The 22,383-nt window shown below is 64.9% G+C and carries 23 protein-coding genes; 13 read left to right on the top strand and 10 right to left on the bottom strand.

What is annotated here, in order from left to right; translation table 11 throughout:
- Nucleotides 1-5: 5 nt before the first annotated feature.
- Nucleotides 6-1,445, top strand: a complete 1,440-nt coding sequence (locus ABV518_RS09675; protein WP_367766774.1) for an SLC13 family permease — start codon at nt 6-8, stop codon at nt 1,443-1,445.
- A gap of 212 nt (nt 1,446-1,657) precedes the next feature.
- Here ABV518_RS09675 and ABV518_RS09670 read toward each other — a convergent pair whose 3' ends face one another.
- Nucleotides 1,658-3,388: a BTAD domain-containing putative transcriptional regulator gene (locus tag ABV518_RS09670; RefSeq protein ID WP_367766773.1), complete on the bottom strand. Its 1,731-nt coding sequence runs from the start codon at nt 3,386-3,388 to the stop codon at nt 1,658-1,660.
- A 109-nt stretch (nt 3,389-3,497) separates the two neighbouring features.
- Here ABV518_RS09670 and ABV518_RS09665 point away from each other — a divergent pair, with 109 nt between their 5' ends.
- Nucleotides 3,498-4,154, top strand: coding sequence for a peroxiredoxin (locus ABV518_RS09665; RefSeq protein ID WP_367766772.1), 657 nt, complete (start codon nt 3,498-3,500; stop codon nt 4,152-4,154).
- 126 nt (nt 4,155-4,280) lie between these two features.
- Here ABV518_RS09665 and ABV518_RS09660 read toward each other — a convergent pair whose 3' ends face one another.
- Nucleotides 4,281-4,580 carry an antibiotic biosynthesis monooxygenase family protein gene (locus ABV518_RS09660; protein ID WP_337348785.1) on the bottom strand — a complete coding sequence of 100 codons (300 nt, stop codon included), beginning with the start codon at nt 4,578-4,580 and terminating at the stop codon, nt 4,281-4,283.
- 482 nt (nt 4,581-5,062) lie between these two features.
- Between ABV518_RS09660 and ABV518_RS09655 the strand changes: the two genes are divergently transcribed.
- Nucleotides 5,063-5,731, top strand: a complete 669-nt coding sequence (locus ABV518_RS09655; RefSeq protein ID WP_367766771.1) for a hypothetical protein — start codon at nt 5,063-5,065, stop codon at nt 5,729-5,731.
- Nucleotides 5,732-5,846: 115 nt separating this feature from the next.
- On the opposite strand, the gene ABV518_RS09650 is transcribed toward ABV518_RS09655, so the two are convergent.
- On the bottom strand, nt 5,847-6,272 hold the full coding sequence (locus ABV518_RS09650; protein ID WP_367766770.1) for a hypothetical protein: 426 nt from the start codon (nt 6,270-6,272) through the stop codon (nt 5,847-5,849).
- Between the two features lie 195 nt (nt 6,273-6,467).
- Here ABV518_RS09650 and ABV518_RS09645 point away from each other — a divergent pair, with 195 nt between their 5' ends.
- Nucleotides 6,468-7,391, top strand: a complete 924-nt coding sequence (locus tag ABV518_RS09645) for a LysR family transcriptional regulator (RefSeq protein WP_367766769.1) — start codon at nt 6,468-6,470, stop codon at nt 7,389-7,391.
- A gap of 142 nt (nt 7,392-7,533) precedes the next feature.
- Here ABV518_RS09645 and ABV518_RS09640 read toward each other — a convergent pair whose 3' ends face one another.
- The gene (locus tag ABV518_RS09640) at nt 7,534-7,800 is read right to left on the bottom strand and encodes a hypothetical protein (protein WP_367766768.1); all 267 of its coding nucleotides are present in this window, start codon (nt 7,798-7,800) and stop codon (nt 7,534-7,536) included.
- 691 nt (nt 7,801-8,491) lie between these two features.
- Here ABV518_RS09640 and ABV518_RS09635 point away from each other — a divergent pair.
- Complete coding sequence (locus ABV518_RS09635) at nt 8,492-8,740, top strand: hypothetical protein (RefSeq protein WP_367766767.1); 249 nt, start codon at nt 8,492-8,494, stop codon at nt 8,738-8,740.
- 62 nt (nt 8,741-8,802) lie between these two features.
- Here ABV518_RS09635 and ABV518_RS09630 read toward each other — a convergent pair whose 3' ends face one another.
- The 3 genes from ABV518_RS09630 to ABV518_RS09620 form a co-directional block, all read right to left on the bottom strand.
- On the bottom strand, nt 8,803-9,636 hold the full coding sequence (locus tag ABV518_RS09630; RefSeq protein ID WP_367766766.1) for an IclR family transcriptional regulator: 834 nt from the start codon (nt 9,634-9,636) through the stop codon (nt 8,803-8,805).
- A 209-nt stretch (nt 9,637-9,845) separates the two neighbouring features.
- Complete coding sequence (locus tag ABV518_RS09625; RefSeq protein ID WP_367766765.1) at nt 9,846-10,493, bottom strand: aldolase/citrate lyase family protein; 648 nt, start codon at nt 10,491-10,493, stop codon at nt 9,846-9,848.
- A 97-nt stretch (nt 10,494-10,590) separates the two neighbouring features.
- Nucleotides 10,591-11,952 carry an MFS transporter gene (locus tag ABV518_RS09620; protein WP_367766764.1) on the bottom strand — a complete coding sequence of 454 codons (1,362 nt, stop codon included), beginning with the start codon at nt 11,950-11,952 and terminating at the stop codon, nt 10,591-10,593.
- Between the two features lie 303 nt (nt 11,953-12,255).
- Between ABV518_RS09620 and ABV518_RS09615 the strand changes: the two genes are divergently transcribed.
- The 8 genes from ABV518_RS09615 (at nt 12,256) to ABV518_RS09580 (ending at nt 19,869) form a co-directional block, all read left to right on the top strand.
- Nucleotides 12,256-13,653, top strand: a complete 1,398-nt coding sequence (locus tag ABV518_RS09615) for an LLM class flavin-dependent oxidoreductase (RefSeq protein WP_367766763.1) — start codon at nt 12,256-12,258, stop codon at nt 13,651-13,653.
- 42 nt (nt 13,654-13,695) lie between these two features.
- A complete protein-coding gene (locus tag ABV518_RS09610) occupies nt 13,696-15,000 on the top strand; it encodes a flavin monoamine oxidase family protein (RefSeq protein ID WP_367766762.1) in 1,305 nt (434 codons plus the stop codon).
- A complete protein-coding gene (locus ABV518_RS09605; protein WP_367766761.1) occupies nt 14,997-15,515 on the top strand; it encodes a flavin reductase family protein in 519 nt (172 codons plus the stop codon). The genes ABV518_RS09610 and ABV518_RS09605 overlap by 4 nt, the downstream gene beginning before the upstream one ends.
- Nucleotides 15,516-15,541: 26 nt before the next feature.
- The gene (locus ABV518_RS09600) at nt 15,542-16,099 is read left to right on the top strand and encodes a flavin reductase family protein (protein ID WP_367766760.1); all 558 of its coding nucleotides are present in this window, start codon (nt 15,542-15,544) and stop codon (nt 16,097-16,099) included.
- Complete coding sequence (locus ABV518_RS09595; protein WP_367766759.1) at nt 16,096-16,512, top strand: ester cyclase; 417 nt, start codon at nt 16,096-16,098, stop codon at nt 16,510-16,512. Before ABV518_RS09600 ends, ABV518_RS09595 begins: the two co-directional genes overlap by 4 nt.
- A 47-nt stretch (nt 16,513-16,559) precedes the next feature.
- Entirely contained in the window at nt 16,560-18,140 is a 1,581-nt protein-coding gene (locus ABV518_RS09590; RefSeq protein ID WP_367766757.1) for an aldehyde dehydrogenase (NADP(+)), read from the top strand.
- A gap of 95 nt (nt 18,141-18,235) precedes the next feature.
- Nucleotides 18,236-19,021: a 2-keto-4-pentenoate hydratase gene (locus tag ABV518_RS09585; protein WP_367766756.1), complete on the top strand. Its 786-nt coding sequence runs from the start codon at nt 18,236-18,238 to the stop codon at nt 19,019-19,021.
- A 2-nt stretch (nt 19,022-19,023) separates the two neighbouring features.
- Entirely contained in the window at nt 19,024-19,869 is an 846-nt protein-coding gene (locus ABV518_RS09580; protein WP_367766755.1) for a fumarylacetoacetate hydrolase family protein, read from the top strand.
- Here ABV518_RS09580 and ABV518_RS09575 read toward each other — a convergent pair.
- The 3 genes from ABV518_RS09575 to ABV518_RS09565 are packed head-to-tail and all read right to left on the bottom strand — an operon-like array spanning nt 19,827 to nt 22,305.
- On the bottom strand, nt 19,827-20,981 hold the full coding sequence (locus tag ABV518_RS09575) for an MFS transporter (RefSeq protein ID WP_367766754.1): 1,155 nt from the start codon (nt 20,979-20,981) through the stop codon (nt 19,827-19,829). The genes ABV518_RS09580 and ABV518_RS09575 overlap by 43 nt on opposite strands.
- Nucleotides 20,978-21,640, bottom strand: coding sequence for a GntR family transcriptional regulator (locus ABV518_RS09570; protein ID WP_367766753.1), 663 nt, complete (start codon nt 21,638-21,640; stop codon nt 20,978-20,980). The genes ABV518_RS09575 and ABV518_RS09570 overlap by 4 nt, the downstream gene beginning before the upstream one ends.
- The gene (locus ABV518_RS09565) at nt 21,586-22,305 is read right to left on the bottom strand and encodes a hypothetical protein (RefSeq protein WP_367766752.1); all 720 of its coding nucleotides are present in this window, start codon (nt 22,303-22,305) and stop codon (nt 21,586-21,588) included. The genes ABV518_RS09570 and ABV518_RS09565 overlap by 55 nt, the downstream gene beginning before the upstream one ends.
- Nucleotides 22,306-22,383 lie beyond the last annotated feature (78 nt).

Here is a 22,383-nt window from a genome sequence, read left to right as displayed (position 1 = left end):
CTGCCATGACTAAGACTGCGCAACGCCCCACTGACACTCTTGAGGAGACCCGGGACCAAAAGTCTCCGCGTCCTGCCCGCCGCCGCCGTATCCTGCTGATGGCGGTGGTAGGCATCACCCTCCTTGGTGTGCTTGCCCTTGTTCTGGCGGGAGGCGTCTTCAACCAGGCGGCCACCGCGGAATCGGAGCCGAGCATGACCGCTGTACAGATCATCCCGCTCATCATCCTTGTGGTGATGTTCGTCGTCGCCACCAAGTGGCCGCTGAACATCGGTGTCATGGGGCTGGTGGCGTCCTTCGGCGTCGGCTATTTCATGCTTGGCATGACCGACAAGGAGATCCTGGCGGACTTCCCCGCCAACATCGTCATCACCATCATCGGCGTCACCTACTTCTTCAGCATGGCCCAGCGGAACGGCACGATCGACATCATCGTCCAGACCTGCGTGCGCCTTGTCAGGGGCAAAACCCTCCTGCTGCCCTGGGTGTTCTTCCTGATGGCCGCAGCGCTCACGTCGCTGGGCACCTTCTCCCCCGCCGCCGTCGCCCTGCTGGCACCTGCCGCCATTGGCCTGGCGTATGAGTCCCGCATCCACCCGGTGGTGATGGGCGCTTTCCTCATCAACGGAGCGCACGCCGGCGGCTTCTCCCCGCTGTCCGTGGCCGGGGTGCTGGTGCACGACATCGCAGTGAAGAACGGTTTCCCCATTTCCCAGGGCGCCCTGTTCACCGCCAGCTTCGCGATCAACCTCATCCTGTCGGTCCTGACTGTGGTGCTGTTCGCGGTGCTGGGCAGGCTGCGCGACGGCGACGGCCGGCACGCAGACTTGGAGACCAGCACCGGCCGCCCCCACGGCCAGCAGCTCCTGACGCTGGCGCTCATCGCTGCCATGCTCGTCTGCGCGCTCGGCTTCCACATGCCGATCGGCTTCGTGGCCCTGTCCGCCGGCCTCCTCCTGGCCCTGGTCAACATCAAGGAACACCGCACTTTCATCGGCGGCGTCTCCTGGTCCACTGTCCTGCTCGTTGCCGGCATGATCACCTATGTCTCCCTTCTCCAGCACGTGGGCGTCATCGACACCCTCGCCGAGCAGGCGCTGGCGCTTGGTGCGCCGCTGCTGGTGGCACTGGTCCTCTGCTACGTGATCGGCGTCGGTTCAGCCTTCGCGTCCTCGACGGCGCTGCTCACCGCGTTCATCCCGCTTGCGGGTCCGCTGTTGGCCACCAGCTCGCTGAGCGCCTCCGGAACGGTGGCGGCACTGGCCATCGCCGCAACTGTTGTGGACGTCTCGCCCTTCTCCACCGACGGCGCCCTGGTGGTGGCTAACGCCCGCGAGGACGACCGGCAGCGTGTCTACAAGCAGCTGATGATGTACGCCGGCGGCGTGGTGCTGGCGGCCCCGGCGCTGGCCTGGGCCCTGTTGGTACCCACCGGCATCATGTGAGTTCGTCGGGCCGCGGCGTCCAGAAATCCCGCCGCTGCCCCAAGACTGCCGGCACAGCCCGGCGGGCGTCCGGAAGCCGCTCCCGCACTCCATCGCAACAGGTAGCCCGAAAGCCGGGCGCAGGAGCGTGCAGCCGCACACGTCGAAGGCAGGACCCCGCAAGGGTCCTGCCTTTGGCGCGGCGATGGAAAATTTGGGTGCCCGAAGGCGACTCAGGAACTACCAGCCAAAGCCTTTCCGGCCGGCATTGGCGATCTTTGTGCTGCCCGGGCCAGGCACCGCTGCTCGTCTTGGCGCCTGCCGAGCTCGGCAAAACTAGCTGCCGCCTCCCGAAACAGGGCGATGGCTTGATCATCGTGACCCTCTGCGCGGCGCAGGACGGCTCGTGCTTCCCAGAGGGCCGCGTGCCACGGTCCGCCAGGCCACATGCCTGCGAGCTGCTCGGCGTTGGCGAGCCGGCGGCGGGCTGCGTCCAGCTTCCCGGCCAGTGCGTAATGCGTCGCTGCGGCGACTTGATACCCCATCGAGCACGGCGGACAGACGCTCCTCCCGGCCAGGGCGGCGTCGGCCCGCTCAATGATGCGGACCGCTTGCGCCGGAGATCTGGCTGCCTCCGCGAGCACCCCGTAAAGGCGTACAACGAGATGCGGCTCGAGCCACGTGGACGCAGCGGCAGCCAGAGCGCGACTGGCTGCCCCGGCGGCCTCCTCGGGCCGATCCTGCGCGAGGTCAACCTCAGCCAGTCTTTGCAGTGTTACGATCTCGCCGGCCCGTGCCCCGGCCCGCCGGTGCAGCTCGAGTGCGGACTGGAGCAGACTGCGCGCGTCGCCGAGCTCGCCGGAGAAGAGTGCCGCCTCCCCCAGCAACAGGTCGGCGATGGCCAGGCCGCGCACGGAGCCTGCCCGTTCGGCGATCGTGCGCAGTCGCACTACTCGCCGCGCAAGTTTCCGGTGCCCGTCCGGTCCGCTCAAGCAGAACTCGGCGAGGCACAACTGTGCGTCCAGAATGTAGCCGGACCGCGCTGAATCGTGTTTTGTGAACTCCACGAACTCGGCCTCGAACACCTCGGGCCAGCGGTCCTGCATGTTCGCCGCGATCGCCAGCACTGCGCTGGCCTCGCCGATCTCTCGGCCCAGGTCCGCTTCCATGGCCAGCTCGCGTGCACGCCGTGCGTACGACGTGGCCTCGACGAGGTCGCCACTGTTGAGGGCGATGAGTGCTCGCGCCAACGTGACCCGGGTGCGATTCTCCGCGCGTCGGCTGTCCTGGGCGATGGCCTCCTCGTAGACCGCGACGGTCGCCGCCTCTGGGCCGACGCCCAAGTCGGCACGCAACCGCCGACAGAGTCGCTCGAACTGGCGGATCGCGCCCTGGCGATCGCCGGCGTCGAGCGCACGAACCATGATCGCGCGGTGGGCTTCCTCGTCCGCCGGGTCGGCTTTGACCACGTCGTCCCACCGAGCCGCGGCCTTGAGCAAACGCAGGTACAGGGTGCGCAGCCGGTCGCGGGGGTCCTCGGCCCACACGGCAAATCGATCGTCAGGAAGCAGATCGCCTCGATAGAGGGCGAGCGCCTCGGACACCCCTGCCGATGAGGCGAGCGCGGCGCGCCCGTCCGCTTCGAACCGCTCCGCGTCAATGGAAACATCCGCGCCTGGCAGCAGCACCAGCAGGTCGCCGTGCGCCCGAACGGCGCCTGGCGAGCCGAGGGCGGCGCGCGCGAAATGCATTGCCTTGCGTAGGTTCGAAGCGGCAGCCTGAGCGCTGAGATCGGGCCAGAGCAGATCGGCCACGACGTCCCTATGCAGCCGGTGCCCTTCCGCGAGGGCGAGGATCTTGACGAGCCCGGCCGCCTTGGTCCGTTTCCACGCGTCGTCCTGAACCGGCCGGCCATCAATCACGACACCGAACGCGCCCAGCATGACGACGGCGCACTTCTCCACGCCCTCAGCGTAGCTGGGGGAACGGTCGGGGAACAGGGTCGCCTTACCGTCAGAAGTGACGGCGAGCCAGTTGGCTCCGTCATCAAATCACAACCACCAGGAGGACACGATGGGACTGCAACTCGGTGAGATCGCACCCGATTTCTCCGCCAAGACGACCCTCGGCGACATCCGCTTCCATGACTGGCTCGAAGACTCATGGGCAGTGCTGTTCTCGCACCCGAAGGACTTCACCCCGGTCTGCACCACCGAGCTCGGCTACATGGCCAAGATCAAGCCCGAGTTCGACCGACGCGGAGTCAAGATCATCGGCCTGTCCGTGGACTCGACAGCTGATCACGAGCGGTGGGCCGCCGATATCGAACAAACGCAGGGGGCACGCCCCAATTACCCCGTGATCGGCGACGACGACTACACCGTTGCGAAGCTTTATGGCATGCTCCCGGCAGCCACGTCCGGGGACCCCAAGAGCCGCACGCCCGCGGACAACCAGACCGTCCGCAACGTGTTCGTCATTGGGCCGGACAAGAAGATCAAGCTGATCCTCGTCTACCCCATGACGACCGGACGCAACTTCGACGAAGTGCTTCGCGTTGTCGACTCGCTTCAGCTCACTGCGAAGCACCGGGTGGCGACGCCGGTCAACTGGAAGCAAGGCGAGGACGTCATCATCGCCGGCTCCGTGCCGAACAGCGAGGCCCTCGAGATCTTTGGCGATTGGAAGGAGCCCAAGCCGTACATTCGGATCGTCCCGCAACCGGTGTGATGGCGCATGAGAGCGGGTACTGACGGGGCCGGGTCCGCCCGCTGCAGGCCGCGTTGGCCGGCGCGGGCGGTCCGGCTCTCGCTGTGGGCGGCCGGACCGCGGTCGGCGATCAGGTAATAGAGCCGGTTACACAGTCGCTACCCGATCGAAATCAGCGCCGCTCATGTGCTCGCACAGCGCCACGCAGGCATCAAAGTGGGTCATGAACTCCGGGTTCTGCTTCCATGCGTCCCGGGACGCCTCGTCGGTCCACTCGGCGAATGAAACATAATGACCGGCAACACGTCGGTCACGAATGAGGTTCGCCACGAGGATCGACGGGTAGTTCGCCCGGGACCACTGAAGGAACTCCGTCCATCGGTCTATGAATTCCTGGTCGCTGCCCTGCTTCACCTGCCAGGTTCCTGAGGCATAGTGGTCTGCCATTGCTCTCACCTCCTTTCCGATTTCCCGCTTAACGGTAGGTCGCTGCCGTTCCCCGCGCGTTCCCCGGTTCGCGTTGGCAGCACTTCCTACGGGCAAGGCAGGAAGCGTACGACGGCGGGAGGCGCCCGCCGTCGTCCGATCGCCTGCGTCGGAACTTCTATCGCCGTGTCCATAGCGGGCGATAAAGCCGGCCACTATGCTGAGCGGAGCCATCGTAGGAGATGGGTTTGGGGGCAGGGGCGCTGGTGGCATCAGATTTTGGCAGCAAGGACTTCGGAAGGCCTGAGGACGGGCGGGACATCCCAGGAGTCCGGCGTTCGCCGAGCGGCCGGATCCCGCAGTGGGCTATTGATGAGGCGCTCGGCAAAATTCAGGATCCTGAGCCGTGGCGTGCTGTTCCTGTACCAACGGCTGGCAGGAAGCGAGGTTTTCGCAGGATCAGGCTGGGGCGCACGCCGAGGTGGAAGTCCCGGTCGGCCACCGTGCTGGGCATTGCACTTGTAGTCGGGCTCTACTTCACTCCCACACTGTTCGAACGGTACGTGATGTCAGCGGCGCGGCCCTACCTGCCCGGCTCCGAGGTCCCTCCCCCAGGTTTTGAAGCCGCTTCCGCTCCCCTTGGCATCCCGCCTGCGGCCACCGGATCAACCGCATATGTCCTGCAGGAGTCACCCGAACCGGACCAGCCGTTTGTTGCCTACGACCCGTGCCGTCCGGTCCATTACGTAGTCCGGCCGGACTTGGCGCCGCCCGGCACGGATCAGCTCGTTCAGGAGTCCGTAGCCGCCGTCTCCGTTGCCACCGGCTTGCAATTCGTGTTCGACGGGCCAACAACCGAAGCACCCTCAAAGGATCGCGAGGCGTACCAACCGGACCGCTACGGCAAAAAGTGGGCGCCCATCCTGATTGTCTGGTCCACCCCCGAAGAAGCCACGGAGCTGGCCGGAAAGGTCGCTGGCACCGGCGGCAGCTCCGCCATCCAGGTTCCGGGCGAACCGTATGTTTACGTCACCGGCCAAGTGCAGCTCGATGCGCCTGGGCTGACAGAACCCTGGCCTATCCCGAAGGGCCTGCCTTGGTCCGGGCCATCATCATGCACGAGCTGGCGCACGTGGTGGGACTGGACCACGTCAACGATCCCACCCAGCTGATGTACGAAGAGAACAGCGGACAACTGGAGTTCGGGGCCGGGGACCGTGCCGGCCTGGCGCTACTGGGAACGGGGAAGTGCGTCCCGGGCATATGACCGCGGGGACCTTCCCCAGCTCAGGACGTCCGCGCCGTCGGCACTGTTGCCCGTGCCTCACGCAGGCTGGCCTGGCACTCAGCCGCCCGTCCTACGACGTCGCCGTGAACGGCAGAAGTAATAGCCTCGACAACGGCGATCTGGCCGGTGGTGTCAGGGACGCCGGGGAACTGCACCTGCGGCGCCTCGGCTGCGGCCACCGGCGATTCGTTCGTGGACCGCATGCGAAGAATCGCGATGGCGGAAATAAGGCACCAGGCAACGTTCGTGACCACTGAGGGCCACGCTTCGTGGACCGCACCGTTGACGATGAAGGCAAATGCGCCGACGAGGTTGGCCACCTGGAAGCGCTTGCCGGCCTTTAACCAACCCATGGAAACGGACAGGTATGCCGACAGGATCAGAACGGCCCCCGACCAACCTGCGATTTCCCACAGCAGTTCCATGATGTCCTTTCAAAGGTGATGCCCGGCTGCCATCCGCCGGGCGGAGTGTAGATGGCGGGCTATATGTAGGTGTTTGGAAGAGGGTATTTGCCTGGATTCTTCCGCCGGGAAAGTCCCGTTTAACAGCAATTATGAGCACGAAACACCTTTAGAGCAATTGCATTCCACTGAAGGTGTGGTTTAGAACTACTTAACATGGATATCGATCCGCGCAGACTGCGCGTTCTTCTTGCGGTTGCCCGCACGGGCGGGGTGCTCGCCGCGGCTGACGAGCTGGGAATTACGGCCTCGGCCGTCTCGCAGCAGCTCAGCAAATTGGAGGACGAGACGGGCCACGCCATGGTGTTGCGCACGCCCAAAGGCTCAATTTTGACACCCGCCGGACTGGCAGTGGCGGAAGCCGGCGAGGAGATCGAACGCGCACTCAGCGTCGCCCGCGCCCGCATCGAAGGCGGGGCCAACATCGCCGGGGTCGTGCGCGTGGGCGGATTCACCAGCTTCGTTCGGACGGTGGTGATCCCGCGCCTGCCGGAATGGCGCTCCCAGTACCCGCAATTGCAGATCCGGATCGTTGAGGACGACTTTCCGGACTTGATGCGGCTGCTCCGCCAGCGCCAACTCGACGCTGTCGTGGTCGAGCTGGATTCGACGACGGCCGAACAGCGTTCACTTTCCGCTGGAATGACCGAGGAGCCGCTGCTGGACGAGCCATGGAAACTGGTGGTTCCCGCCGGCGCCCTGCTCAGTACCGAGAACATCGACCTTGCCCGGCTGCCACTTCCGTGGCTCGGCGTCGACCCCACAGCCGCCAACTCTGCAGTGCTCGGCAGGCTCCGCCAGTCAACCGGCGCCCAGATGGAAACCGTGCATCAATACCAGGAAACGCTCACCGCCCTTGCGCTCGTCGCTGCGGGCGAGGGTATTGCGATCGTGCCAACCCTGGCATTGAGCGGCGTCGCCCACGACGGGGTCGACGTCCTCGACGTCCCCGGACTCGGAACGCGGCGGATTGTTCTGCGGCGGTTCGACCGGCGACGGTCACCCAGCACGCCGGTGGACACCGTCGCACGCCTTCTACGGGAGTCGGCTGCGGCGTTCGACACCCGCTCCGCATCCTGACTGGCTGCGTTCGGGCTTATCAATCCGTTTCCGGGCCAGTGCAGAAAAAGCAGCTGTTGCTGTCACATTCTTCGCCTGCAGCCACAGACGATGCGGCATTACGTTCGCCGGCCGTCTCAGCGTAGATCATGACCGCCATGGCTCACTCGCCGTACATCAGGCTGGCAAGGAATCCGTCCAGCTGACCACCCAAGACCGGATCGCTCCCCTTTCGGGTAAGCGGCTGTGCCTGCTCAAAGTACAGGCCTTCCCAGGGCGAGCACTTAAGCTCTCCGCTGTCCAAGGGGACCGTGGTTTCGGCCGGGACCGGCGCCGGCGCCTGTCTGGACGGCGCATGGGCGCCCACGGCGGCCGAGCTGCGGTGGCCGAAAGCTGTGAATATGGCGCGGTGCCCTACTGAAATCGACATGATCGCTTTCCCTCCTACTGATCGCTTCGGAACTTCGGTGTTCCGGAGCCGGATCCTACGTTGTAAAACTTGAACGCAACGTTCGAATACTGAACGTAAGAGTATTGTGGCACAGCTCACGCGGGGATGCAATGACCCCTAACGGCCCTTCTCGGCCGGGGCTACAACAGCCACCCGGGGCCGGTCGGCACTGCAAATCATGACCCGCCCCCGCCCGCCGTCCTGAATAAGCCAGAGGACGCTGCGATCCAGGGCAAGCATGTCAATAAGGCCAGTCGCGGTACTGCCGTCCCTGCGCAACACCCGCACGACGTCCCCGCGGGAAAGTATTGACCAGTCGGGCACGGTGGCGGACCGCGTGGAGCGCGGAGCGATTTTGGGGTTGGCGTACATGGTGGCAGTCCATTCAACTCGAGCGACAGATGGGATGCGGCACACTCTTGCCAAAGACCAGGACGAGTACCACAATGGAAAGTGTTCACTCAGTGAACGTCGCGTTCAAATTATTACCAGATAAGTCCGTCCTGGGACCTGAATCAACGGAGATGATGGCCATGAAAAGACGCGCAACGACCGCGCCCGCCGACCACCGATACCTTCCGCCCCTGTGCGTGCGGGCCACCACACGGGCGCATGCCTACTGCGTCCTGCCACCGGACTACGAGCTGGCGCTATTTCCCGACTTTGCAGTATGACCATGCCCAATTGGCGCCACAGGCAGAAGTCGAAGCACCGCAGAGAACCCGCCAAGCTGCTCCGGGAACGTGATGCGCGCCGGACCGAAGCACTCGCACAGAGCATCAGGGAGTTGAGCAGGGGAGCGGGACCGCAAGGAGTAACGCACACCCTGGTGGCCGAGCGCGTAGGAGTGCCGGTTCAGTACGTGCGCTGGAAATATCCGTCCGTGGAGCATCTCCTCGCGATGGCTGAAGCCTACTGAGGCAGAGATGCCTCGGCTCCCCTGCGGCAGTGGGCGGCGTCAGGCAGGCCCGGGTAACCCGTTCAGGAATCCCCTGAGTCAATACCGAGAAGCGCCTTCGCGATGTCCCGGCTTGCCGCACGCAGCTGGTCAATGGTCTCCGGCAGGCCTTCCGATTTCAGCCGCTGCTCGGGTCCGTTTACGGAGACGATGCCCACCAGCGCACCCGCCACGTCCCGGACTGGAAGTGCCACCACAAAGAGGCCTTCTTCGAGTTCGCTGTCAAGGACGGCATAGCCCTGGTCCCTGACTTTGTGCAGCTCCTGGATGAGCGCTTCTCGCTTGGTGATGGTGTTGGGAGTGAACGCTTCCAGCTTCCTTGGCAAGGCCTGAGCCACTTCCTCATCGCTCATCTCCGCGAGCATCAGCTTTCCGGTGGCACTGGCGTGCACAGGATAGGTTTCCCCAACGTACATTGTCACGTTCAGATACCGGGACCCCGAAGCTTCCGCGATCACGTCGTAGTTCACGGCGTCCCGCACCATTGCCAGGCTCACGGTCTCATTAAGCCTGACGGCGTATTCGTCCAGTATGGGCTGAACCCTGGCCACCGCACCTGTATACGGGTCAGCCAGCCGGCCCAGGCGGGCCATTTCCCAGCCCAGGGTGTAGCGGTTGTCCACGCGGTCCACAAACCCCGTTTGTTCCAGGCTCAACAGGAGGCGGAAAGCCGTTGGACGCGTCATGCCCACGGCCTGGGCGAGTTCGGTGACGGTGATGCCTGCGCGGTGCCGGCCAAGCTCACCGAGAAGCACGGTGGCCTTGATGACGGACTTATTTGTGAGGTCCACCGCCTCGGCCGGGGCATCATCGCCGTCTGTTGCTGCCTGCACGTCCATGCCTGTTTCCGCTGCCACATCAAACCCCGGTTTCGTTCGCGTCTGCTCAAGGCACGTGCCCCGATTGGATGTCCCCACCATCCTATGCCTCAAGAAGCGAACGGGGCGTTCAAGAATATTGGCGCCCGCCCTTACCGCTGACGGCGCTCCTCAGCATCGGGCAGGAGGCCGTCATGGACGACGTCGACGCCCCGCCCGCCAGTGAGCTTACGCATGGCCACGGGTAATCAACGGCGAAGATGCCGGGCCTCCACCGCGTCGCGTGCTGCGACGGCCAGCAGGCCCGTGTCCGAGGCCACGGGCATGAAACGGAAGCCGAGGCTGATCATGTTTTCGGACAACATCGGTTCGCCGGTGTAGATGCCGGGGACGACGTTTGCTTCCCGGCAGCGGCGCGCGATGTCCGCGAGGATCCCGTCCTGCCCCTCGCCGGTGAGTTCCTCCGGTGTCATCCCCAGGCTGAGGGAGAGGTCGTAGGGGCCCACGAAGATGGCGTCAGGTCCGGTGGCAAGGATGGCATCAAGATTGGCCAGGCCTGCGGCCGTTTCGATCATGAGGATACACAGCGCGTCGCCCTCCATTCCCCCGGGGGCCGGTTTAGCGTAGCGGGGGCTGCGGCGGGTTGGTCCGTAGCTACGCTTGCCGCGAGGTGCAAAGCGGGTGGCCGCGACCAAAGTGGCAGCAGTCGCTGGATCCTCCACAGTGGGAAAGATAATCCCGCATGCACCCGCGTCGAGCACCCTGCCGAGCGTGCCGACGTCCACTGCCGGGTCCCGGAAGCTCACCCACGCACCCGGGTGGATGCCGCCGTCGTTAATTGTCAGGCGGGGTGTGGGGAGGCCAGCGGAGTGGGCGCTTTCACCGTAGATCTTCATAGGTTCCTTCGGAGAGGTTTTTCGATGCTGGCAGAAACAGCCACAGATGCCTGGCCAGGGCGGAGCCGGCCAGGCATCTGTGGCTGTTGAAAGTTGTTTACAGCAGAGCCGCCTGGCCGAGCGGGGCTGAAGTGTCGCTCAGGCTCAGGCCCTTGGTTTCCGGCGCCAGGTACTGGGAGATCACTGCGCCCAGGACACAGATGCTTGCGGCGATCAGCATCGTGGTTCCGACGCCAAGGCCAGCTACGGACAAGGGCAGGATGAACGTTCCAGCAGCCGCGCCGATCCTCGAAATCGCCGTGGCGAAGCCGACTCCCGCGCCGCGGATTTCCGTGGGGAAGACCTCGCCGGGATAAACGCCGGTCAGGGCCGTGGAGACGGCGTTGAAGAACGAGAAGACTATGAAGCTGATGAGGATGATCATCGGCGACATGTGGGAGAACAGTCCGATGACAACCAAGGCCGCGGCGGCGATCCACATCGGCGGGATGGACAGCTTGCGGCGTCCCACCTTTTCAATGAGGAACATCGCGGCCAACGATCCGGCCACCACAACACCGTTGAGTACGAGTGCTCCAGCCAGGCCGTCTTCAACCCCCAGGCTTTCCAGGACGATGGGTGCGAAGGTGGCGATGGCGAAGTAGGGGGTGACGTTGCAGACCCAGTACATGCAGACGAAGATGGTCGAGTTTCTGTACTGCGGGGAGAAGAGCTTGGCAAAGTTGGGCTTTTCCGGCTTCTCGTGCTCAAGGTCCTTAATGTCGGCCTCCTCCATGCACTGGTGGGCGATGGCAAACGCCTCCTCACGGCGCCCCTTGCTGATGAGCCAGCGCGGAGATTCAGGCGATCCCAACCGGAGCAGGAACACAATGAGTGACGGCACGGTGCTCATGCCCAGGATGATGCGCCAGTCTGCGTGGATTGATGTGGACATGTAGTAGCCCACTGCGTAGGAAAGCAGGTAGCCCACGTACCAGGCAACCTCCTGGAAGGCCATGAGTTTGCCTCGCAGCCTGGCCGGCGAGAATTCGACAAGAAGGGGCCAGCCGATGGCGTAATCGGCCCCGATGGCCATGCCCATGACCAGGCGGATCACAAAGAGCTGCCAGGCGTCCGCCACAAAGAACTGCGCAGCGGAACCAACGAGGAAGATAGCAAGGTCGACGATGAACATCGGCTTGCGGCCGACCTTGTCCGCGAGGTAACCGCCGATGGGGCCGCCAAAGAAGATGCCGATCAGGGCCGAAGCTCCGATAAGCCCCTGCATGGTGGCGGACAGGCTCAGGTCCGCGGTCAGGGCCGGCATGACCAGTCCGATGCCGCCCAGAATAAAGCCGTCAATAAACATGCCGCCGGCGATCACGCCGCTGAGCTTGACGAGGAACTTCTTCTTTTGCGGGTCCTGGGGAGCCGATGAGTGCACTTGGGGCCTCTGTGCGGGTGTAACAGGTGTGTTCACGATGGACTTCCTTGTAGATCGTGCTCTTTCTGGGGAAATTTTCCAAGCGCCGGCTTTGGAGTTGCCGGGTGATTAAGGGGCGGTTGTTCACGCCCGGTACGTTCATTTTTCGAACGTCGTGATCAAAAATATGGCATGCGCCACATTGGGTGTCAATAGTTACGTCGAAGAATGCCCACGGAAAATCCGCCCCTTGACAGTGAGCTGGCTTACATTCTAGATTGAACGCAGTGTTCAAAAATTGAACGTCAAAATCTTCAGTTACGGCATTGTCCGGCACGAGTCCAAGGAAGCACCGCTGCCATGAAAAACGAACCCCTCAGCCTTTTCGCGTTTGACGTCTTCGCCCCCTCGCACCTGACTTCCGGGTCATGGCGCAATGACGGGGACCAGGGCTACCGCTACACCGACCTGCAATATTGGACCGGCATCGCACAGAAGCTGGAAAAGGCCGGGTTCGACGGAATCTTCTTCGCCGACAACGTCGGCTACCACGACGTCTACCGCGGAAACGGCGACGCCGCCCTTCGCGATGCAGCGCAGTTCCCGATCAACGACCCGACCGTGCTGATCAGCGGCATGGCTGCCGTGACGAAGCACCTCACGTTCGGGGTCACCGTCTCGGCAACATACGAGCCGCCCTACCTGCTGGCACGCAAGTTCAGCACACTGGACCACCTGACCGCCGGCCGCGTCGGCTGGAACATCGTGACGTCGTACTCAGACGCAGCCGCACGTAACCTTGGCAAGCAGCAGCAACTCACCCCCGCCGAGCGCTACGACATGGCCGACGAGTACATGGACGTGGTCTATAAGCTCTGGGAAAGCTCATTCGAAGAGGACGCCGTGGTCCGCGACGCCGAATCCGCCACGTACATCGACCCCGCCAAGGTGCACGCCATCGAACATTCCGGCGAGCACTTCACGGTCCCCGGTTTCCACCTCTGCGAGCCTTCACCGCAGCGCACCCCGGTGCTGTTCCAAGCCGGTTCCTCCGCCAGAGGCATGGAGTTCGGCGGCAAGCACGCCGAGGCAGTCTTCATCCAGAGCACATCGGTCGAGGGTGCCAAGCGTACTGTGGCCAAGCTCCGCCAGGCCGTGGCCGACGCCGGCCGCGATCCCCGCGACGTCAAGATCGTTATCCTGCTGACTGTCGTCGTTGCAGCCACCGACGAGGAAGCACAGGCCAAATACCGCAAGGCAGTGGAAACAGCCCCGATCGAGGGCATCCTGGCCCGCTTCAGCGGCTGGACCGGCATCGACATGTCCGAGTACGAACTCGACACGCCCCTGCGGTCCGTCGGCACCAAAGCAGGCCAGTCCATGGTGGACATGTTCTCCAAGGCGGACCCTGACCGGGATTGGACGCCGCGCCAGATTGCCGAGTTCCTTGCCGTCGGCGGCACCGGCTCCACCATCATCGGTTCCCCGGAAACCGTCGCAGCCGAACTGCGCCGCTGGCGCGACGAGGCAGACATCGACGGCCTCAACCTCAGCTACACCACCAAGCCCGGGGGCTGGGAGGACTTCATCGAACTGGCGTTGCCTGAACTCCGTGCCCAAGGCCTGATCGCCCCGGAACGCGGTGAGGACCAGGAACCGGTCACCCTGCGCGAAAAGCTCTTCGGCCAGAAATACACCCTGGCTGGCCACCCTGCCACGGCACAGCGGGCCAGGCACCTCAGCGACGCTGCCCGCTAAACGCTGCAGCTACCAACGGAATTATCAACGAAGGACCCTCTCATGACTGAACAAACTGACGTCGTCGTCATCGGTGCCGGCCTTGCCGGCCTCATCACAGCCCGCGAGCTTGGCAACCGCGGCCACAAAGTAGTGGTCCTGGAAGCCCGCGGCCGCATCGGCGGCAGGCTCTATACCGAGCGCCGTCTGGGTCAAAACCTGGAACTTGGCGGCAACTGGCTGCACTGGACCCAGCCCCATGTCTGGGCCGAGGTCACCCGCTACGGCCTGGAGGTCTCCCGGGGCCCGCGCTCGGAAGAAACCTACTGGCTGGCCGGCGATGAAGTACGCCGGGGCAACCTGGACGACTTTATGAAGCTGATCGACCCCGGCATGACGCGCCTGCTGGAAGACACCATGAAGTGGCTGCCCCGCCCCGACGCGCCGCTGACCGTCGAAAACCTGGCAGAGGCGGACCAGTACAACCTGCAGGAAATGCTGGACAAGCTGGACCTCTCCGAGGACGAGCGCAACGCCAACGAAGCCGCCTGGGTAGGCCACTTCAACGCACCCCTGGACCAGTGCGCCTACGTCAACGCACTCCGCTGGACCGCCGGGTCCTCCGGACACTGGCACCTGATGCACGAGGCCTCGGCCATCTACCGTCTCAAGGACGGCAACGACGGGCTGGCCAATGCCATCGCCGAAGACACCCACGCCGACATCCGCCTCAACACCCCGGTGACCGCCATCCGGCACACCAGCGGCGGCGCCACCGTCACCTACGGTGACGGCCAGGAAATCCAGGCCACCAAGGTGGTCATCACCCTCCCCCAGAACATCCTGCACAAGCTCGATGTCCAGCCTTCCCTTTCCGAGGGCAAGCTCGCTGCGAGCCACGAAAAGACTGCTTCCCAGGGGGTCAAGGCCTGGATCCGGGTCAAAGGACCCATCAAGCCGTTCTTCGCGTACTCCGCCCAGGACAAACCGCTTTCCGTCATCCGTACGGAATTCGTCGGAGACACGGATGCCGTCCTGGTCGGCTTCGGAGCCGACGCCAACCGCATCGACGTCACCGACATCGAGCAGGTCCAGGAAGCCATCAAGGTCTGGCGCGATGACCTGGAAGTCCTTGAAGTCACCGGACACAAATGGGGCGAAGACCCCTACGCAGAGGAAACCTGGCAGATCCAGCGCCCCGGCCAGCTCACCAAATACCACGCTGCACAGCAGGCCAGCGAAGGCGCCCTGCACTTCGCCAGCAGCGACACCGCCAACATCTGGGCAGGATTCTTCGACGGCGCCGTCGAAAGCGGCCTGCGCACCGGCCGCCTCATCCACACGGAACTGAAGGGCGAACGGTCATGACCGCCACCGCCATTGCCCCAACGACCATCGACGCCGAACGCTACCGGGCAGTCATGAGGCACCTTCCCACAGGAGTAGCCGCTGTCTGCTCCACCGATCCTGTGACCGGCATCCAGAACGGCATGATCGTGGGAACGTTCGCCTCCCTGTCCATGGAACCGGCGCTGGTGACGTTCAGCGTGATGCACTCCTCCACGAGCTGGCCAAAGATCTCCGAGGCCGCGACCTTCAGCGTCAGCCTGCTTTCCGAGGACCAGCAGCAGGTCTGCCGGGCACTGTCCGCGAAGGGCGGCGAAGACAAGCTCGGCTCCGTGGACTGGTCCGAATCCGTGTGGGGCACCCCGCACATCCACGGTTCCCTTGCCTGGTTCGACTGCCGGATCGACCAGCAGTTCACGGCCGGGGACCACATAGTAGTCATCGCCAGCGCCCTGGAAATGACGCCCGCTGAGCGGATTTCCGCGCCGCTCATCTTCCACGGCGGCCGCTTCGGCAGCTTCCGCGACGCCGCTTGAACCGCGAACTCCCCAAAGGACCCGACATGGATATCACCCCAGCCAACGCCTCGGCCCTGGCCGACATCACACCCGCCTACTACCGCCAGGTCCTGGGCAAACTCCCCACCGGAGTTACGGCCATCACCGGCATCAATGACGACGACGAGAAGCTCGGCCTGGTGGTCGGCACCTTCCAGTCCCTCTCCCTGGATCCGCCCCTTGTTATGTTCTGCGTGGACAAGTCCTCCTCCAGCTGGCCGAAGCTTCGCAAGCTGCAGAAGTTCACCGCCAATATCCTCTCTGATGACCAGATCAGCATCTGCCGTTCGCTATCGAGGAAGGGACCCCAGAAGTTCGAGGGCCTCCCCTGCGCGCCCGGCCCCCTGGGCACCCCGCATCTGGACGGCGCCACCGCCTACATAGACTGCACGGTCACGGCAGAGGTGGTGGTGGGCGACCACTACATGGTGGTGGGCGCAGTAACAAACATGGAGGAAGGAAGCGGCGACGCGCTGCTCTTCCGGGCCGGCAAGTTCGGACAATACCTTCCCATCGAAATTTCGGCACCAGTTGAGTCAGTGCCGGCAAGGAGCGCATCATGACCCGCCAGCAGACCATCCTCGACGCATGGAACCGTGCCTGGGGCGACGGCGACCTTGCCGCCTTCGAACAGATGCTCGCGCCGGACTACGTCCGCCGGTCCAAGTCCGGCAGCGAAGACTACGCCACCCTGCGGAAGACCATCGAGGCCACTCACGCAGCTTTCCCCGACACCACCACGGAGATCCTCCATATTCTCGAGGACGGCGCCACGGCCGCGATCCACTGGCAGACCAGGGGAACCCACCAGGGCGAGTTCATGGACGTTCCCGCCACGGGCCGCACCATCACCGTTTCCGGCGCATCCTTCCTGCGTTTCGACGGCGACAAGCTGGCGGAGGAATGGGTTGTCTGGGATCCGCGCGAGCTCCTCGCCGCCCTGGGCATCTGGCACCTCGGACCAGGCAACGCGTAATCAGACGCTTCCCCTCACTACTTTCCTACCGCCCAGGAGGGCATCACATGACGCTTCACGGACACTCCCTCATCGCCGGGGAATTAGCCTCGGGAACCGGCGGCACCACGCATGGGATCAACCCCGCCACTAACGAACAGCTGGAACCGTCCTACACCCTGATCGGCGAAGACCAGCTGCGGACCGCCACAGAGGCCGCGGCGGATGCTTTTGACTCCTTCAGCACACTGTCACCGGACCGGCACGCCCGATTCCTGGATGCCATCGCAGAAAACATCGAGGGCATTGGCGACGAACTCATCGAGCGGGCTTCCAACGAAACCGGCCTGGGCCTGGACCGCCTCCGCGGCGAACGTGCCCGCACCGTCGGCCAGTTGCGGCTTTTTGCCGAGGTGGTGCGCCAAGGTGACTTCCGCGGCGTCCGGATCGATCCTGCCATCCCGGACCGTGCACCGTTGCCCCGCGCAGACATCCGGCAGCGCCAGATTCCCTTGGGCCCGGTGGCCGTCTTCGGTGCCAGCAACTTCCCGCTCGCCTTTTCCGTTGCCGGTGGCGACACCGCTTCGGCGTTCGCTGCGGGCTGCCCGGTGATCGTCAAGGCACACAATTCCCACCCTGGCACGTCGGAACTCGTGGGCCAGGCCATCGTCAAGGCAGTCAGCGACCTGGGCCTCCACCCGGGGGTGTTCTCCCTCGTTTACGGCTCCGGCGCCAGCATCGGCCAGGCCCTCGTTGCCGATCCAGCCGTCAAGGCTGTGGGGTTCACCGGCTCCCGCGCCGGCGGAACTTCCTTGATGCGCACCGCCGCAGCCCGGTCGGAGCCCATCCCGGTCTACGCGGAAATGTCCTCCATCAACCCGGTTTATGTCTTCCCCGGAGCCCTCGAGGACGACGCCGAGGGGCTGGCCACGCAGTACGTCGCCTCCGTGACGGGCAGCTCGGGGCAGCTCTGCACCTCCCCCGGCCTGGTCTTCGTTCCTGCCGGCGAGGCGGGGGACCGCTTCGCCGCCGCCGTCTCGGGCGAGATCATCCCGCTGTCCGGACAGACGATGCTCAGCGGCGCAATCGCCTCAGCCTGGCACCACGGCCACGACGCGCTGGAGGGTGCCGCCGACGTCGAGCTCCTTGGCCGCGGCCGGAATGGTCCCGGTCAGAACGCACCCGCACCGGTGGTCTTCAGCTCGGAACTGGATGCCTTCACAGGTAACCCGGTGCTGCACGAGGAAATCTTCGGCGCAGCCAGCTTGGTGGTCCGCTACAAGGCCGTCGAGGACCTGGTGGCAGCCACCGGCAAGCTCGACGGCCAGCTGACGGCATCGTTGCACGTTACCGACGCCGACTACGCCGCTGCCGCTCCGCTCATCCCGGCCCTGGAACGCAAAGTGGGCCGGATCGTCATCAACGGCTGGCCCACGGGCGTTGAAGTAGGCCACGCCGTGGTCCACGGCGGCCCGTACCCGGCCACCTCGGACTCCAAAACGACGTCGGTGGGGACCCTGGCGATCGAACGGTTCCTCCGCCCCGTGGCTTACCAAAACTTCCCGGAGCAGCTCCGCCCCGAACCACTGCAGGACGCGAACCCCTGGAACGTCAGCCGCCTGATCGACGGGCAGCCGGAACACCGCTAGGCCGGCGCCACACCCCAAACCTTCCGGTCCCGGGCACGCCTCCCGCAACGAGTCGCCCGGGGCCGGAACCCGAACCACAGAGAAACTGAGGGACCATGTCCACCACCACGCTTGAAGATGTCGCCGGCACGCTCCGCACCGCCCGGCTGCAGGGACAGCCCGTCTCCGCCCCCACGGAAGCCTGGCCCGCGCTTGACGCGGACGCCGCGTTCCAGGTCCAGAAGATCAACGTTGAACACGCCCTCGCCGGTGGCGACCGGCTCGTTGGCTACAAGCTCGGCAACATCGCCAAGGTCATGCAGGACGCCTTCGGCCTGGACCAGCCGGACTACGGCCATCTGCTGGCAGGCATCTTCGAATTCGAAGGAGCCACCATCCGGCGGGACAATTTCATCGCCCCCTATGTGGAGCTCGAACCGGCATTTGTGCTCCGTTCCCGCCTGGGCGGCCGCAACACCACCATCGCGGACGTCATCAACGCCATCGATTACGCATTGCCCGCCATCGAGATCATTGACTCCCGCGTCAAGGACTGGGCCATCGGCCTGCCGGACACCCTGGCGGACAACGGCTCCACCGGCGCCGTCATCCTGGGCGGCACACCCCGGAAAGTCACCGACCTGAACCTGCGCGATACCCGCGGAGTCCTGACCTTCAACCACCGAGAAGTCATCTCCGGGACCACCGGAAACATCCTCGGCAACCCCCTCGCCGCCGTCGCGTGGCTGGTCAACCGCCTCGCGGACTACGACGTCGAGTTTGAAGCCGGCCAAGTGGTTCTCCCGGGCAGCTGCCTCCAGGCTGTGCCAATGAACGAGACCGGCCGCTGGTCAGGGACGTTCGAAGGCTGGGGCACCGTCGAATTCGACGTTTCGGCCTGACCGTGCGCCTGGCCAATATCTCCGGACGCCTCCACCTCGTGACGCCTGACGACCACGTGATCGACGTTTCGATGGAAACCGGCGGACATTTCAGTCCCCGGATCCAGGACTGCTACGAACGCTGGCCGGAGCTTCGCAGCGTCGCCTTCACGCTGGAGCAATGGAGCGGAACCCCGCTGGCCGACGTGCTGCCGTCGTCCTTCGGAAATCCCGCGCCGCAGCCCCGGCAGGTCTTTGCGATCGGGCTGAACTACGCGGCGCACGCCGCCGAGGCCTCACTGGCCGTTCCCGATGACCTCACGGTGTTCACGAAATTCGTGACCTCCCTGGCAGGCCCGCACGGAACCATCGTCCTTCCGCCAGGCACCGTGGACTGGGAGGCCGAACTCGTCGTCGTGATCGGCCGCGGCGGGTACCGCATCCCGGCTGAGGAAGCGTGGAAGCATGTGGCTGGCGTGTCCGTGGGACAGGACCTCTCGGAGCGCACCCTGCAGTCCTCCGGGCCGGCGCCCCAGTACAGCCTGGCAAAATCCTCCCCCGGGTTCGGCCCCATCGGGCCGCTGCTGGTGACCCCGGACGAATTTGATGACCCGGACAGCCTGGAACTGGGCTGCTCCATCAACGGCCAGGAAGTCCAGAAGGGCAACACCTCGGACATGGTGTTCCCCGTGCCGGAGATCATCGCCCGGCTTTCGCAGGTGACGCCGCTCCTGCCCGGCGACGTGATCTTTACCGGCACGCCTCCCGGGGTGGGCGTTGGCCGGGTGCCGCAGCGATTCCTCAACCCCGGGGACGAACTGGTCACCTATGTGCGCGGCATCGGCGAGATGCGGCACACATTCCAGTAACGAGCAGCAACATGCGGGCTGCCGGACACCCTTTGAGGGCCGGCGCCCCGCAGCGTTGGGTCTACCCGTCCAGGCGCACACCGCGCAGCAGCAGGAGCGTCCCGCCCATTACAGCCAGCCTGGGCTGAAAGCCAGGACATGGTGAGTGGCTGGCCGATGCCAAGCCCCAACCCCAGCACAGCCATGACCACAAACAGCAGCCATACCGGCATGGGAACTGCGGCCGCGGAAAGCGCGAGAGTGGACAACGCAAGGCTGGACACCAACAACCGCATGCGCCCCAGCTTCCGGGACATCTGCCCCAGCACGAGCCGGGAAACCATGGAGAACACGGCGCGGATGGTGAGCATCAGGCCAACCGTTGCCGCAGTGAGCCCGCGCTCGGACCCGAGCGCCGGGAGGTAGACCATGGTCAGGTCAACCACGGCCAGAACGGTGGCACTGGTGGCCAGGGCCCGGGCGACGCCGGGTGTCCTCAGCAGCGAAACAGCACCACCGCTGCCATCAGCGGCACCTCCGGCTGCTTTCCTTTTGCCGCCGCTGACTTTGGCCGAGACGCCGAAGGTGGCCACAAAAAGCACCAGGCTCATGCAGGCGGAGAGGAGGAAGATGGCCTGGGTGTCGGGACGGATCGATGCCCCTCCCACCAGGGAAATCGCCAACGGCCCCAGTGCCTGGCCCAGCGAGGCCGCGAAGGTCAGGTATCCGAAGGCCGAGTCCATCCTGGACGAGGCAGCATTGTTGGCCACCACGGCCTGCTGCCCCACTACGCAGGCAAGCTGGCCGGCACCGAGGAACGCGGTTCCGATGACCAGGGTCACGATCGACGACCCCCACAGCAGCAGGAAGGCAGAGCAGGCAAGAACGACGGCGGATCCGATGGCCATCAGCCGGCGCTCACCCAGGCGGTCCACCAGTCCGCCCGTCGGGACCGCGAGCAGCAGCGGAAAGACCGCGTAGCTGGCCGCAAGGAGACCCAGTGCGAAACCGGGAACATCCAGCTCGAGTGCACGGTAGGTGGCTGCCGGACGCACCAGGAAGGTCACCGCCTGGATCAGGGCGGAATGGGCAAGGAGGGCTGCGGCCGAGCGTCGTCCGAGTTCACCAATCATGTGGTGACGCTGCTGCCCGTGATGGCGCGCACAGCAGCGTCCCGGGCCCCCATGACGTGGTCGAAAGCGAGCTTGGCGGCTTTCTCCGGCTTTCCAGCGGCCACAGCCTCCACCAGGATCCGATGCTGTGCCAGGGCCTGGTCCCGCCGTTCCTGCGTGCTGTTGGTGAAGTGGCGGTACCGCTCCATCTGGCTGGAGATCTGCTCATGGAACCGCCGGGCCCACGAATTCCCCGCCATCTCGGCGATCTTGGCGTGCAGCGACATCCCCTGTTTCATGGCTTCATCGGCAAACCGCACCATGGCGGCATTGCGTTCAAGAATGCCGTTGAGGGCTTCGATGTCGGCCGGGGTCGCCTTCAGGCACGCCTGCCGCGCCATGAGCGACTCCATCGCCGCTCGCACCTCGTACAGCTCGGAAATTACTGCCTCATCAAGGGCGGGCAGCCGCACGCCCCCGGTAGGTTGCTGTTCCAGCAGGTTCTCCGAAATGAGCCTTCGTATGGCCTCCCGCAACGGGGTACGGCTTACTTGCAGTGCCTCAGCCATTGCCGGTTCGTAGATGCGCGCCCCTGGCTCCAGCTCAAGGCTCAGGATCTGCCGCTTCAGCTCCGCGTAGACAACGTGTGCCCCGGTGTTCCGGGACGGTGATTCTGCCATGTGGTGACCAGGTTGGCGCCCCGGCGGGCATGCCGTAGCAGCGCAGCCCCGGTCGACAGCTCCACGACGTAGACCACCAGGGGCGGCAGGTCACCGGTAGCCACCAGGACGGCGGCGAAGACTCCGGCCCCGCCCAGATTGAGCCAGCCCGGCCAGCGCGGGTCCTGTGGCAGGGCGCCGGAATTGGCGTGGGCACGCGCCCGTGCCAGCAGCGCGCCACCCAGGGCAGCCATCCCGGCAAGGCTCGCCCCCATGTACCCCTGGAAGGGCCAGCCGGGCAGCTTCCCCAACGCGAAGGCCTCCGGATCGCTGTATCGCGTCTTCAGCTGGCCCAGGAACAGGCCAGCTCCCGCGACCCATCCAAGCGCGGCGCCTTGGGCAAGCCGCTGCCCCGCCAAGAATTTCCGGCTGCCCCGACCGCTGCCCGTATCCCAGTAACGGGCAAGCATCACCACCCCAACGGGCAACGCAGCTGTGCCTGCAGCCAAGAGCACTTGCTGGGTACGCCACTGTCCAGGGTCCGCCAGCAGAATGGCCAGTTTGCGCTGCGGGTCACCTTCGACGTACACCCGCGAGACTGGCATAAAGGCCCCGGCCAGGAACGTCGCCGATCCCGCCGCCATGACGGCCGCCGCCGTCGCATCTCCGCGAATTCGCCGAGCCATGGGATTACGTTAAACCTCGACGTCGGCAGAGACAAGGACGTGGAACTGACGTCACACAACGCGACGGCATCCGGATCC

The organism is Arthrobacter sp. HS15c (genome assembly GCF_040812005.1).
Taxonomy (GTDB): domain Bacteria; phylum Actinomycetota; class Actinomycetes; order Actinomycetales; family Micrococcaceae; genus Arthrobacter.
The sequence above is the reverse complement of the archived record's forward strand: the minus strand, read 5'-3'. Positions and strand labels throughout refer to the sequence as shown.

Bases quoted from the DNA above. Each gene is read 5' to 3' on its own strand.
- ABV518_RS09625 (WP_367766765.1), bottom strand. From the start codon at position 10,493: ATGAAGATCTACGGTGAAAGCGCCCACTCCGCTGGCCTCCCCACACCC.
- ABV518_RS09610 (WP_367766762.1), top strand. From the start codon at position 13,696: ATGACTGAACAAACTGACGTCGTCGTCATCGGTGCCGGCCTTGCCGGC.
- ABV518_RS09595 (WP_367766759.1), top strand. From the start codon at position 16,096: ATGACCCGCCAGCAGACCATCCTCGACGCATGGAACCGTGCCTGGGGC.
- ABV518_RS09640 (WP_367766768.1), bottom strand. From the start codon at position 7,800: ATGTCGATTTCAGTAGGGCACCGCGCCATATTCACAGCTTTCGGCCAC.
- ABV518_RS09675 (WP_367766774.1), top strand. From the start codon at position 6: ATGACTAAGACTGCGCAACGCCCCACTGACACTCTTGAGGAGACCCGG.
- ABV518_RS09660 (WP_337348785.1), bottom strand. From the start codon at position 4,580: ATGGCAGACCACTATGCCTCAGGAACCTGGCAGGTGAAGCAGGGCAGC.
- ABV518_RS09645 (WP_367766769.1), top strand. From the start codon at position 6,468: ATGGATATCGATCCGCGCAGACTGCGCGTTCTTCTTGCGGTTGCCCGC.
- ABV518_RS09590 (WP_367766757.1), top strand. From the start codon at position 16,560: ATGACGCTTCACGGACACTCCCTCATCGCCGGGGAATTAGCCTCGGGA.
- ABV518_RS09665 (WP_367766772.1), top strand. From the start codon at position 3,498: ATGGGACTGCAACTCGGTGAGATCGCACCCGATTTCTCCGCCAAGACG.
- ABV518_RS09615 (WP_367766763.1), top strand. From the start codon at position 12,256: ATGAAAAACGAACCCCTCAGCCTTTTCGCGTTTGACGTCTTCGCCCCC.
- ABV518_RS09600 (WP_367766760.1), top strand. From the start codon at position 15,542: ATGGATATCACCCCAGCCAACGCCTCGGCCCTGGCCGACATCACACCC.
- ABV518_RS09565 (WP_367766752.1), bottom strand. From the start codon at position 22,305: ATGGCTCGGCGAATTCGCGGAGATGCGACGGCGGCGGCCGTCATGGCG.
- ABV518_RS09575 (WP_367766754.1), bottom strand. From the start codon at position 20,981: ATGATTGGTGAACTCGGACGACGCTCGGCCGCAGCCCTCCTTGCCCAT.
- ABV518_RS09635 (WP_367766767.1), top strand. From the start codon at position 8,492: ATGACCATGCCCAATTGGCGCCACAGGCAGAAGTCGAAGCACCGCAGA.
- ABV518_RS09605 (WP_367766761.1), top strand. From the start codon at position 14,997: ATGACCGCCACCGCCATTGCCCCAACGACCATCGACGCCGAACGCTAC.
- ABV518_RS09650 (WP_367766770.1), bottom strand. From the start codon at position 6,272: ATGGAACTGCTGTGGGAAATCGCAGGTTGGTCGGGGGCCGTTCTGATC.
- ABV518_RS09585 (WP_367766756.1), top strand. From the start codon at position 18,236: ATGTCCACCACCACGCTTGAAGATGTCGCCGGCACGCTCCGCACCGCC.
- ABV518_RS09570 (WP_367766753.1), bottom strand. From the start codon at position 21,640: ATGGCAGAATCACCGTCCCGGAACACCGGGGCACACGTTGTCTACGCG.